Raw genomic sequence first — 12,418 nt, 5'->3', positions numbered from 1 at the left:
CCGTTCAGGTAGATGCAAACGCATAGAACCTACGGTCGGAGGGACCACACCATGCAGTTCGGAATCTTCTCGGTCAGCGATATCACCCGAGACCCCGTAACCGGCGTGACGCCCAGCGAAGCCGAACGAATCGACGCGATCGTGCAGATCGCACGCAAAACCGAAGAGGTCGGCCTCGACGTCTTCGCCATCGGCGAGCACCACAATCCGCCGTTCTTCTCCTCCTCACCCACCACCCTGCTCGGCCATATCGCGGCCACCACCGAGCGGATAATCCTCACCACGGCGACCACCCTGATCACCACCAACGACCCGGTGAAGATCGCCGAGGACTACGCCATGCTGCAGCACCTGTCCAAGGGCCGCATGGACCTCATGCTCGGCCGCGGCAACACCGGCCCCGTCTACCCCTGGTTCGGCAAGGACATCCGCGCGGGCCTGCCGCTGGCGCTGGAGAACTACAACCTCCTGCACCGGTTGTGGCGCGAGGACGTCGTCGACTGGGAAGGCAACTACCGCACCCCGCTGCAGAGCTTCACCGCCACCCCGCGGCCGCTCGACGGGATTCCACCGTTCGTCTGGCACGGCTCCATCCGCACCCCGGAAATCGCCGAACAGGCCGCCTACTACGGCAACGGTTTCTTCGCCAACCACATCTTCTGGCCCACCGCGCACTCGCTGCGGCTCATCGAGTTCTACCGGCAGCGGTTCGAACACTACGGGCACGGCACCAAGAAACAAGCCATCGTCGGACTCGGCGGCCAGGCCTATATCGCGAAGAAATCCCAGGACGCCTGGAACGAATTCCGCCCCTACTTCAACGAAGCACCCGTCTACGGTCACGGCCCCTCCCTGGAGGACTTCGCCGAAATGACCCCACTGTCGGTGGGCAGCCCCCAGGAGATCATCGACAAAACTCTCACCTTCCACGACACCTTCGGTGACTACCAGCGCCAGCTGTGGCTGATGGACCACGCCGGACTGCCGCTGAAAACCGTGCTGAACCAGCTCGACCTGCTCGGAGCGGAAGTCGTCCCCGTCCTGCGCAAAGAACTGCAGGCACGCCGCGACCCCGAATCCGCGCCCGCCCCCACCCACCGCGCCCGCGTCACCGCCGCATACGGCGACCAGCCGCCACGGCAGGCCCGCCCCAACGCCAACCAGGGCGACAACCTCGCCGGCGCCCACCCCTATCTGGACGCCACCGTATGAACGAGCCGGCACCGGAGGATGTAGCGAAACACGACCAGCGGAGCCCCGGCCGGGAAACCCGAACCAGCAGCAGGCTCGCCAACGACGCCTGGGAAGCACTGCTGACCGCCCACGCCGTACTGATGAAACAGTTCGCGGCCGAGGACGTCTGGCAAGGCCTGACCATGCGGGAATACGACGTCCTCTACACACTGTCGAAATGCGCCGAACCGATCCGGCCCGCCGAACTCAACCGGCACGTACTGCTCACCCAACCGGCGCTCTCGCGGATGGTGGACCGCATGGTCGAACGCGGTTTCGTCCAGCGCACCCGCGACCCACACGACAAACGCGGTATCCGGCTGTCCCTGACCCCCGCGGGCCGCGCCCAGCAGCGCCGGATCGGTGGCCGCCACGCGGTCGGCGTCGCACGGGCCCTGACCTCCGCCCTCACCGACGACGATCTGCGCAACCTCGAACAGATCTGCGGAACACTCGCCGACACCACGAACAGGAAACAGAAATGAACACCAACGAACAGGCCCGCGACCCCTACCGGCTGGTCGTGGTCAGCGCAGGCACCAGCAACCCGTCGTCGACCAGAATGCTGGCCGACCGTATCGCCGGCCGCGTCGGCGCGCTGGTCGGCCGCCGCGGCGCGCAGGTCACCGTCGACGTGATCGACCTACGCGAACTGGCCACCGAGATCACCACCGCCCTGGTCTCCCAGCTCATGGGCCCGAAGATGACGGCGGCCATCGAGAAACTGGGCGCCGCCGACGGATTGATCGTCGCCGCCCCCGTCTACAAGGCCGCTCCGAGTGGACTGCTCACCTCCTTCTTCCACGTCCTCGACAACGATCTGCTGATCGCCGCACCGGTGATCCTGGCCGCTACCGCCGGCACCGCACGCCACGCCCTGGTCGTCGACGAACAGATGCGCGCCCTGTTCGCGTTCCTGCGCACCATGACCGTGCCCACCTCACTGTTCGCCGCCGCGGAGGACTGGAACGATCCCGAGCTGAACAAGCGGATCGACCGCGCGGCCTTCGAACTGATCCTGCTGATGGAAAGCGGGTTCGCCCACCAGATCAGAGACGAATCCTGGAACAACTATCAGCACACCTTCGGCAGCGCCGGCGGGAACGTCACCGCTATCGACCTCGACACCGATCTGATGCGGCTCGCCGCCGGCGGGGGAGCGCAGCGATAACGGGAGCGGGGAAGCGGTGAGCGTCCCCACCCCGAACCGAGCGCGCGGAACACCGGCCGCCGACCGTGTTAGTTTGCTGCGGTGACCGCCTCCATCGACACCATCGACCAGGTCACGCGATATCTGGATCTCGCCGGTGTCCTGGCCTGCGCCATGCTCGGCGGCGCTGTTTCCCGCAGCGAAGGGCTCGACCTGTTCGGATTTCTCGTGGTGGGGATCGTATCCGGGCTCGGCGGCGGCATCATCCGCGACACCCTGCTCCAGCAGGGCCCACCCGTCGCCCTCACCGACTACGCCTATCTGCCCACCGCCGTCGCCGGCACTCTGATCTCCTTCGCCATCCACCTCAGCGAACACGCCTGGGACCGCCTGTTCACCGCGCTCGACGCCGCCGTTATCGGTTTCTGGGCGGTCACCGGCGCCCAGAAAACACTCGCCGCCGGTCTCGGCTGGCTACCCGCGATACTCCTGGGCATCACCACCGCCGTCGGCGGCGGCGCCACCCGCGACGTCCTCCTCCGCCGGGTACCGGCGGTATTCGGCGGCAACGGCCTGTACGCGACCGTCGCCGCGGTCGTGGCGGGAACCATGGTCGTCTGCACCTATCTGGGCTACCCCGCACTCGGAATCGTGCTCGGCATCGTCTGCTCCCTGCTGTTGCGGCTGGCCGCCATCCGGTTCGGCTGGGGTCTACCCAACGGCCTGGAATGGCAGCCACACACCCGCCTGGCCGCCGCCTTCCGCGGGCGGCCCCCGCGGCGTAGACGACGTCGCCGCACCCGTGGTCCCGGAACAGAAGAAAGCAGCTGATCACCGTACCAACCGGCCCAGCCGCCTATGCCGCCGAACTCACTTGGCCCGGCACCTGAACAGACGGTACGTTGGCTCTCTCCGCCCGAAGGCGGATACCGCGCGCCCCGAAAGGAAAACGTTGCCCGCCGGTCCCGTCGCGACGAAACTGTCCCGCCGTCGGCTGCTGGTCGCGGCGGCGGCCGCCCCGCTGTTCACCGCCTGCGCATCCAGCGGTGACACCACCCCCGCAGCCCCCACCGGCGCTCGGCACGTCCCACTCGAGGAGCTGGAGAAGACATACGGTGCGCGACTGGGCATCTACGCGCACACCATGGGCAGAGCGCCCGTCGAGCATCGCGCCGACGAAAGATTCGCCTTCTGCTCCACCTTCAAAACCATCGCCGCGGCCGCCGTCCTGCAACGGACAACCATCCCCGATCTCGACACCGTCCGTATCACGATCACCCCCGCGGACCTCATGAAGAGCTCGGTGATCACCAGCAAGCACCTGGCCTCCGGTATGACACTGCGGCAACTGTGCGACGCCGCGATCCGATACAGCGACGGAACCGCCGGCAACCTGCTGCTGCGGCGGATCGGCGGACCCGCCGCGCTCACCGCCTTCACCCGGACCCTCGGCGACGACGTCACCCGAATGGACCGCGCGGAGCCGGATATCGTCTCCGCCGTCCCCGGCGACCTCCGCGATACCAGCACCCCACGGGCACTGGGCCGCACCTACGAAACCCTGGTTCTCGGCGACACCCTGCCACCGGGCAAACGCGAGATCCTGGTCGACCTGCTGCGCGGCAACAAAGCCGGCGCCGGCCGCATCCGGGCCGGCGTCCCCGCCGGCTGGACCGTCGGCAACAGAACCGGCACCGGCGACTACGGAACCCTGAACGATATCGCCGTCCTGTGGCCACCCGACCCCGCACGAGCACCGCTTCTGCTCGCGATCATGTCCAGCAAACCCGTACCCGACGCCCCCTACACCGAGGAACTGATCGCCGAAGCCGCCCGGTACTGCCTCGAAAGCCTCACCTGACACCGCGGCGACCGGCTCACCGCACTGGGCAACCCTGCTCCGATATGGCACGATTTCCCGGGTGACCCGCCAACCCGCCGCGACCCCCCATCTCCGCGATCTCGCACGGTTGCGCCGGGTCCGCGACCGGATCGACCGCGACTACGCCCGTCCCCTGGACGTCGAAGCGCTCGCCCGCGGAGTCAACATGTCGGCCGGGCACCTCAGCCGCCAGTTCCGGCTCGCCTACGGTGAATCGCCCTACGGCTATCTGATGACACGCCGGATCGAGCGGGCCATGGCGCTACTGCGGCGCGGCGATATGAGCGTCACCGACGTCTGCTTCGAGGTGGGCTGCTCGTCCCTGGGGACCTTCAGTACCCGATTCACCGAACTCGTCGGCGTACCTCCCAGCACATACCGGCGCCAGGCCGCGGGCGAGGTCGCCGGTATGCCCTCGTGCGTAGCGAAACAGGTGACCCGGCCGATCAGGAATCGAGAAGCGCGCAGCGCCCACCCGCAGTTAGCGTGATCGCCATGGACATCACCATTCATTCGAGCTTCCTTCCCCAGGACGATCCGGACGCCGCCCTCGCCTTCTACCGCGACACCCTGGGTTTCGAGGTCCGTAACGACGTCGGATACAACGGGCTGCGCTGGATCACCGTCGGCCCGCCCGGACAGCCCGGCACCTCCATCGTGTTGCACCCACCGGCGGTCGACCCCGGTATCACCGAGGAGGAACGCCGCACCATCACCGAGATGATGGCCAAGGGCACCTACGGCGGCATCAACCTCGCCACCGACGACCTCGACGGCACCTTCGAGCGGCTGCAGGCCGGCGACGTCGAAATCGTGCAGGAACCGATCGAACAACCGTACGGCGTCCGCGACTTCGCCGTCCGCGACCCCGCCGGCAATATGATCCGTATCCAGCAGGTGAACTGAGCTCGTCCGGGACGGGACCCCGCATCCCACCGGCGGGCCCGGACACAGCCCGATACGCCGCGAACAGAAGGACTCCGCTCCGGCGTGGGCGCCCCACCGCTGGAACGGGATTGTCGTGCCCAACTGGTTGGATCGACCGGCGAGGCCGGCGAAGATCGCGCAGGCGGCCCGCGTAACAGAGGGAGACACCATGACCATGGCCACGAAGACCGGAACCCGGTCAGCCGAAGCGCATCCCGCGGACAGCCACGACCTGATCCGCGTATACGGCGCCCGCGAGAACAACCTCGGAAATATCAGCGTCGAAATTCCCAAACGCCGGCTCACCGTATTCACCGGCGTCTCCGGATCCGGTAAGAGCTCGCTGGTTTTCGCCACCATCGCCGCGGAATCGCAGCGGATGATCAACGAAACCTACAGCGCCTTCGTCCAAGGCTTCATGCCGACGCTCGCCCGCCCCGAGGTCGATGTTCTCGAAGGACTCACCACCGCGATCATCGTCGACCAGGAGCGGATGGGCGCCAACCCCCGCTCCACCGTCGGAACCGCCACCGACGCCAACGCCATGCTGCGCATCCTCTTCAGCCGCCTCGGCCGACCGCATATCGGCTCTCCCCAGGCCTTCTCCTTCAACGTCGCCTCCATCAGCGGCGCGGGAGCCGTCACAGTGACGAAATCCGGGAAGTCCGTGCGGGAAAGACGCGACTTCAACATCACCGGCGGCATGTGCCCGCGCTGTGAAGGTATGGGCAACGTCTCCGATTTCGACCTCACCCAACTCTACGACGACAGCAAATCGCTCGCCGAGGGCGCACTCACCATCCCCGGCTACACCATGGACGGCTGGTACGGCCGCATCTTCATGGGCTCCGGCTTCCTCGACCCCGACAAACCCATCCGCGAATACACCGAGCGCGAACTGAACGACCTCCTCTACAAGGAAGCCACCCGGATCAAAGTCGACGGTATCAACGTCACCTACGAAGGCCTGATCCCCAAAATCCAGAAATCGTTCCTGTCCAAGGACCGGGAAGCGATGCAGCCACATATCCGGGCCTTCGTGGACCGCGCCATCACCTTCAGCGCATGCCCCGAATGCGAGGGCACCCGGCTCAGCGAGGCGGCACGGTCCTCGAAGATCAACGGCATCAGCATCGCCGACGCCTGCGCCATGCAGATCAGCGACCTCGCCGAATGGGTCCGCGAACTGGACGAGCCATCGCTGGCGCCGTTACTGGAAACCCTGAGCCAAACCCTCGACGGCTTCGTCGAAATCGGACTCGGCTACCTTTCGCTGGACCGGCCCTCGGGCACCCTCTCCGGCGGCGAGGCGCAGCGCACCAAAATGATCCGGCACCTCGGCTCCGCACTCACCGATGTCACCTACGTCTTCGACGAGCCCACCATCGGCCTGCACCCGCACGATATCCAACGGATGAACGACCTGCTGCTGCGATTGCGCGACAAAGGCAACACGGTGCTGGTGGTCGAACACAAACCGGAAACCATCCTGATCGCCGACCACGTGGTCGATCTCGGCCCCGGCGCCGGCACCCAGGGCGGCACCATCTGCTACGAAGGCGACATCGCCGGCCTGCGCGCCTCCGACACCCGCACCGGCCGCCACCTCGGCTATACGGCCGAACTCAAGAAAACGGTGCGCACGCCCACCGGCGCACTGGAAATCCGCGGCGCCCAGCAGAACAACCTCCGCAACGTCGACGTGGACATCCCCACCGGCGTCCTCACCGTCCTCACCGGCGTCGCGGGCTCCGGTAAGAGCTCGCTGATCCATGGCAACCTCGCCCGCCGCGACGGGGTGGTCGTGGTGGACCAAACCGCCATCAAAGGCTCACGCCGCTCCAACCCCGCCACCTACACCGGTCTCCTCGACCCGATCCGCAAAGCGTTCGCCAAGGCCAACGGCGTGAAACCGGCCCTGTTCAGCCCCAACTCCGAAGGCGCCTGTCCCACCTGCAACGGTGCCGGTGTCATCTTCACCGACCTGGCCATGATGGCCGGTGTCGCCACCACCTGTGAGCTGTGCGAAGGCAAACGTTTCCAGGCCGAAGTGCTGGAATACAGGTTCGGCGGCCGCGATATCAGCGAGGTACTCGCCATGCCGGTGGCCGAGGCGGAGGAGTTCTTCGGCGCCGGACAAGCCCGCACCCCGGCCGCGCACAAGATCCTGAACCGCCTCGTCGACGTGGGGCTCGGCTACCTCGCACTCGGCCAGCCGCTCACCACCCTCTCCGGTGGCGAACGCCAGCGGCTCAAGCTGGCAACCCATATGGGCGAAAAAGGCGGCGTCTACATCCTCGACGAGCCCACCACCGGCCTGCACCTCGCCGACGTCGACCAACTCCTCGGTCTGCTCGATCGGCTCGTCGACTCCGGTAAATCGGTGATCGTCATCGAACACCACCAAGCGGTCATGGCACACGCCGACTGGATCATCGACCTGGGACCGGGCGCCGGACACGACGGCGGCCGGATCGTCTTCGAAGGCACTCCCGCCGAACTCGTCGCCGACCGATCCACCCTGACCGGCGAACACCTCGCGGCCTACGTGGGCGCCTGACCATCGACCACCGGCCCGCGGCGCCCCCGCCCGGGCCGGGTCCGGTTCAGCGTGTGAATGTGCCGCGGCCCGCGCCATCGTAGAATTCCAGCCACAATCGGTCGCCGTCGAAACGAGCCTGCGACACCGTCCCCGGATTCGCGCTCTCACCGACGGGGGAGAACACGAAGGTGTCGCCGTCCCAGTGCCGCAGCGGCATCGTCACGTTCGCGGGTCCCAAGGTCACCGCCAACCCGGTGCCCGTCACCGTCACCTCCGCCGGCCCGAAATAGTCGTTGCCGTAGACGCCCGCGTAATCCTCCAGCGGCCCCGCCGGAGCCGGGTCGGGCGGTGAGGATTTGCCCACGAGAGCGCCGAGAGGGGCGTTCACCTGCTCGAACGCCTTCCGGTACAGCTCCCACCAATCCTGGCGCACCTCGCCGAACTGCACCAGATCGGCGAATTCCGCGTTCAAGGTCTCCGGCACCCCGATCGGCGCCGCGTTGGTCAGCGTCACGATGCCCACATGCGCCGAAGGGATCAAGGTGAACGCCGTCGCGGCGCCCTGGTCGAACGCCCCGGAATGGCTCCACACCACCCGGCCCGCCGGGGAAGTGCCCACGTTGAAACCGAAACCGTACTCGCCGGCGCGGGCCTGCGGTGTCGTTGGCGGGGCGGATACGGCCTGCGGCGATACGGCGGGTAGCAGCGCGTCCGGAGCCACCACCTGCTTTCCCCCGTACGAACCGTCGGCCAGGACCATGGTCATCCAGCGCGCCATATCCGAGGCCGACGAACTGACGCCGCCCGCGGGGGACTGGGCATCCGGGCGGCGTCCCGGTTCGGCGCGCCGGTAGGCGCCGTCCACCAGGACATGACCGGAGGCCCGGTTGCCGGCGGCGAGGAAATCGGCGTACCGAGAGCTGGTTGCCGTCATTCCCAGGGGGTCGTAGATCGCCTGCTCCGACAAGGACGCCCAATCCGTTCCCGCCGCCTGCGCGACCGCCACCGCGGCGGCGGTCAAGCCGAAGTTCGTATACGCGTAGGTGTCGCGGAACGATGCCAACGGCAGCATCCGCAACCGTTGCAGCACCTGCTCCTGTTCGAATCCCAGATCTTCCAACCGGTCACCGGCGTGTTCGGGCAGTCCGGATCGATGGGCGTAGAGATCTCCGACGGTGACGTGGTCGCTCACATACGGGTCGTTCAACGCGAACCACGGTGCCGGCTCGCGGACCGGTGTATCCCACCGCACCCGGCCCGCTTCCACTTGCCGCGCAACCACCGTCGCGCCGATCGGTTTGGACAGTGACGCCAGTTGGAAGACCGTATCGGGGCTCACCGGCTGCTTTTCCTGCACATCCCGCACACCGAAACCCTTTTGATACACAACCTCGCCTTTATATACAACAGCGATTGCCATGCCCGGAATATCCGTCGTCTCCATCAACGCGTCCGCGCGCTGGTCGAGCATGTCGAGAATATGCTCGACCCGGCCACCCGGAATGGCCACGCCGGCCGCCTCGGCGGGCCCCGGCGCCGCACTCGTACTCGCGGTGGGGGAGGAGGGTGACGGCTCCCCGTTGCCGCAACCCGTGATCAGCCCCGCAACGGCTACCGCCGCGGCACCGAGAACTACCGGTCGATGTCTGCGCATGGCTCGCCTCCGGAGGTCGTCGCTGACTCGAACTCGGTCGATCCGAGCCTAGTGCCGCCGGCGCCGGAGCGGTGTCAGGCCGACCGGTGCGGCTATGACCCACATTCGCGGAGTGTGGCGCGCAGTTCGTCCTTCGAGACGTCAGGCCAGAATTCTGGATGCCGGGACATTTGTGAGTGGTACCAGTCGGCCCAGCCGTCGGCCCGGCCCGGATCGGCAGATATCTGGCGAGGCATGAGCTCTCCTGTGTACATCGTCATCTGTCGCCAATCTTCCAGCCTCTGGTACATGCCGAGGGTTGCGCCGGTGTCGACCGAAGAGTTCGCGGGCATTATCCGCTCGAGCCACATATCGGTTGCCCGGGCGCGAGCCACATCGTCGACGTCCGACGACATACGTGCGAGGAAGAGCCCTGCGTTGTAGAGCGGATCACCGGGTCCGGCGGTTTCCCAATCCAGCATCCACAGCTTCCCTCGATCATCGAGCCGGAGGTTTCCGTAATAGAGGTCGTTGTGGGCGAAGACGGTCGGCTCTCCCGCGCGGCTGAGGTCGGGCTGGATATAGTGCGACAGTGGACCGATTCCGAGTCGGTCCAGCCTCGACCGGTGCTCCGGTGGCAGGTTGTGAAAGGCGTCGTCGGCGTGCTGGATCATCTGCCGCTGCCACTCCGGAATATCGAGATCCATACCCGACGGTAGAGGGCGAGAGGACAGCAACTGCACCTGGTCCAGGAGATCGGGCAGCCAGTTCAGCAGTTCGGGATCGTCCGTCTCCCGTGTTACACCGGGAACGTACCGCATGAGCGTGAATTCCCTGCCGGTCGACAGGTCCTTTCCGGCATAGAGGATCTCGGGTGTTCGTACGCCGCACGCGAGCGCGTACCTGATCGCCGTGTTCTCCGGCATCCACTTCTTCAGCATGGTCACGGCCGGTCGTTCCACTGCGAACCTGATCACCGCCGGGCCGGCGGTGGTCTCGACGAGGTTCACCCGGTTGCCGGTTCCCGCGGCATCCGGCTCTCGATTCAGGACCTGCGCATACCGCTCCCGGGCCTCTTCTGCGGATACTTCGGATCGGTCGCGGCGGCCACGGGGCGCGTGCTCGGCCGCGCCGATTCGGTGGATTTCGGCTGCCGACCGCCCCGCGCAATGCGTGGTTCGGTCGAGGCCGTACCGCATTCTGTGCGGGAATTGCTGGTGCGCTTCACTCACTCGCGGGGCAAGTTTTTCGGCGATCGTGTCAGCGAGGCGTTTGGTCGCCTCCAGCATTTTCGCGGCGATCTCGCCGCTGTGCTCAAGCGGCATCGAAGGGGGAGTAGCCGACCTCCGTCGGGGGCAGGTGGGACCGACGGATGGTATCGGTGATGCCGAGAACGATTCGAGAGATATCCGGGTCGGTCGACGGGGCGCTGGACTCGATCAGCTTCTCCTGGCTCTCGGGATGTCGTCGATGCTCACTCGTGGGCGGCACTCCCGCTGATCGTGTCCCGAATCTCGGTAGTTGTCCCGCGAGCCGGGCGTGCGGAGCGAAAGCATCCTATGCCATCGAATCGGGGGGCGAGTACGCCGAATTTCTCAGAAGCGGTAAACGCCGATTCGGGATCGCAGCGCCCACCTATCGAGCGGCAGCGGCTGGGATCATCGAACTCGGGCATGGATGGTGAGCGGCCTGGGTGCCTTGCCGCACATTATGTCATGTGACGAATTGCGAGGTGCTGTTGTATCCCTTGCTGTGGCGTGAACCGATAAGTCCGACAGTGGAAGTCCGGCGGGCATTACAGGCGGGCGGATACTTCCGGCGTCTCACCGAGGCCGACGGGACGCGATAGTCGCAGCGCTCGACGGCGGGTCGCGCTGCCGAAAACCCCTGGTGGCCGAAACGCCGATAATCTACATTATGTCAAGTAGTCTCGGCGTAAGCTCCGGCGGCCCCCTCCTCCGGCCGAGGTGTCGGCGTCAAGGGTTCACCCGGTAGCTCTTGCCTGCGCGATCTATCTCGACTGCTTGGATCGCTATCACACCGCCATGATCGAAGCGCTCGCGGATCGACCCGACGGCAGAGAAGGTGTCCGCCGTAGCGCAGCGCCAATCGGAGTCTGCGGCAAAATATCGAAGCCTGGCGCGCACCGCTCGTCGACGCCGGATACATGCATCCGCTGACCTCATAGGCGGAAACGCGCCCGCGTTCACCGGACGGTGGCCAGTACTGCCGCAAGGCCTTCTCGCAGGTCCTCGACGAAATACTCGGGAACCTCGAGTGACGGGAAATGTCCTCCGCTTTCGGGTGCCCTCCATCGGACGATCTGTCGGTATCGCTCCCCCGCCCAGGGGCGCGGGCACTTCTCGATGTCGCGGGGATACATAGTGATCGCCGACGGTACGTCGACCCGAAGTTCGGGGTCCAGCGAGTTGTGGCTTTCGTAGTAGATGCGAGCCGCCGATGCGCCGGTCCGCGTCAGCCAATAGAGGGTGATGTTGTCGAGAACGCGGTCCAGGGAAATCGTCTCGAACGGGCTGTCTTCGGTATCTGTCCACTCGGCGAACTTGTCGAGGATCCAGGCAAGAAGCCCGACCGGTGAGTCGACGAGCGAATAGCCGATGGTCTGTGGCCGGGTCGCTTGCTGCTTCGCGTATGCCGCCCGGTGGCGCCAGAAATGGCGGGTTTCCTCGGCCCACTTGCGCTCGACCGCCGTCGACCCCTCTGGGGTCGACCCCGGCAGCGGCGCCGCGAACGTCGTGTGGATGCCGAGAACGTGCGCCGGGAACCTTGCCGCCGAGAACCGTGGTGATATTGCCTCCCCAGTCGCCGCCGTGGGCTGCAGCGAGGGAGCTACGACGTGGAATGCCGGCGCGTCCGCATCTTTCGGTTCTGCCAGCTCGTCAGCGGTTACCGAGACGCTGGTGTCGGTGGACTGCTTCGCCGGCAGGACCGTCGACGCGAAGCGAAGCCTCTAGTCCGCGCCGCGCCCAGCCCGTTGGACGGCACCGTCGATGCCGCGACCAGGTCGAGTCCGCCGGGTGCCACGGCGAT

Annotated in this window: 10 protein-coding genes and 1 pseudogene; 8 read left to right on the top strand and 3 right to left on the bottom strand. The window is 66.4% G+C overall.

What is annotated here, in order from left to right:
* The first annotated feature begins 51 nt into the window (after window positions 1-51).
* The 8 genes from ACYR7D_RS21255 to ACYR7D_RS21220 all read left to right on the top strand — a co-directional run bounded on the left by ACYR7D_RS21255 (window position 52) and on the right by ACYR7D_RS21220 (window position 7,752).
* Complete coding sequence (locus tag ACYR7D_RS21255) at window positions 52-1,212, top strand: LLM class flavin-dependent oxidoreductase (protein WP_459546287.1); 1,161 nt, start codon at window positions 52-54, stop codon at window positions 1,210-1,212.
* Window positions 1,209-1,718 (top strand): MarR family winged helix-turn-helix transcriptional regulator, encoded by a 510-nt coding sequence (locus tag ACYR7D_RS21250; RefSeq protein WP_459546286.1) that lies wholly within the window; start codon window positions 1,209-1,211, stop codon window positions 1,716-1,718. Before ACYR7D_RS21255 ends, ACYR7D_RS21250 begins: the two co-directional genes overlap by 4 nt.
* Entirely contained in the window at window positions 1,715-2,404 is a 690-nt protein-coding gene (locus ACYR7D_RS21245) for a CE1759 family FMN reductase (RefSeq protein WP_459546285.1), read from the top strand. The genes ACYR7D_RS21250 and ACYR7D_RS21245 overlap by 4 nt, the downstream gene beginning before the upstream one ends.
* 81 nt (window positions 2,405-2,485) lie before the next feature.
* Entirely contained in the window at window positions 2,486-3,214 is a 729-nt protein-coding gene (locus ACYR7D_RS21240) for a trimeric intracellular cation channel family protein (RefSeq protein WP_459546284.1), read from the top strand.
* A 148-nt stretch (window positions 3,215-3,362) separates the two neighbouring features.
* Complete coding sequence (gene bla / locus ACYR7D_RS21235) at window positions 3,363-4,244, top strand: class A beta-lactamase (RefSeq protein ID WP_459550232.1); 882 nt, start codon at window positions 3,363-3,365, stop codon at window positions 4,242-4,244.
* 61 nt (window positions 4,245-4,305) lie between these two features.
* Complete coding sequence (locus tag ACYR7D_RS21230; protein WP_459546283.1) at window positions 4,306-4,755, top strand: helix-turn-helix transcriptional regulator; 450 nt, start codon at window positions 4,306-4,308, stop codon at window positions 4,753-4,755.
* A 5-nt stretch (window positions 4,756-4,760) separates the two neighbouring features.
* On the top strand, window positions 4,761-5,171 hold the full coding sequence (locus ACYR7D_RS21225) for a VOC family protein (protein ID WP_459546282.1): 411 nt from the start codon (window positions 4,761-4,763) through the stop codon (window positions 5,169-5,171).
* A 190-nt stretch (window positions 5,172-5,361) separates the two neighbouring features.
* A complete protein-coding gene (locus ACYR7D_RS21220) occupies window positions 5,362-7,752 on the top strand; it encodes an ATP-binding cassette domain-containing protein (RefSeq protein WP_459546281.1) in 2,391 nt (796 codons plus the stop codon).
* Window positions 7,753-7,798: 46 nt separating this feature from the next.
* Here ACYR7D_RS21220 and ACYR7D_RS21215 read toward each other — a convergent pair whose 3' ends face one another.
* The 3 genes and pseudogenes from ACYR7D_RS21215 to ACYR7D_RS21205 all read right to left on the bottom strand — a co-directional run.
* Window positions 7,799-9,388 (bottom strand): serine hydrolase, encoded by a 1,590-nt coding sequence (locus ACYR7D_RS21215; protein ID WP_459546280.1) that lies wholly within the window; start codon window positions 9,386-9,388, stop codon window positions 7,799-7,801.
* Between the two features lie 92 nt (window positions 9,389-9,480).
* Window positions 9,481-10,692 carry an aminoglycoside phosphotransferase family protein gene (locus ACYR7D_RS21210; protein ID WP_459546279.1) on the bottom strand — a complete coding sequence of 404 codons (1,212 nt, stop codon included), beginning with the start codon at window positions 10,690-10,692 and terminating at the stop codon, window positions 9,481-9,483.
* Between the two features lie 881 nt (window positions 10,693-11,573).
* Window positions 11,574-12,269, bottom strand: a pseudogene (locus ACYR7D_RS21205) (epoxide hydrolase); the annotation flags it as partial.
* Window positions 12,270-12,418 lie beyond the last annotated feature (149 nt).

The sequence above is a fragment of the Nocardia sp. X0981 genome (assembly GCF_977089955.1).
This window is presented reverse-complemented; position numbering and strand designations above follow the sequence as displayed.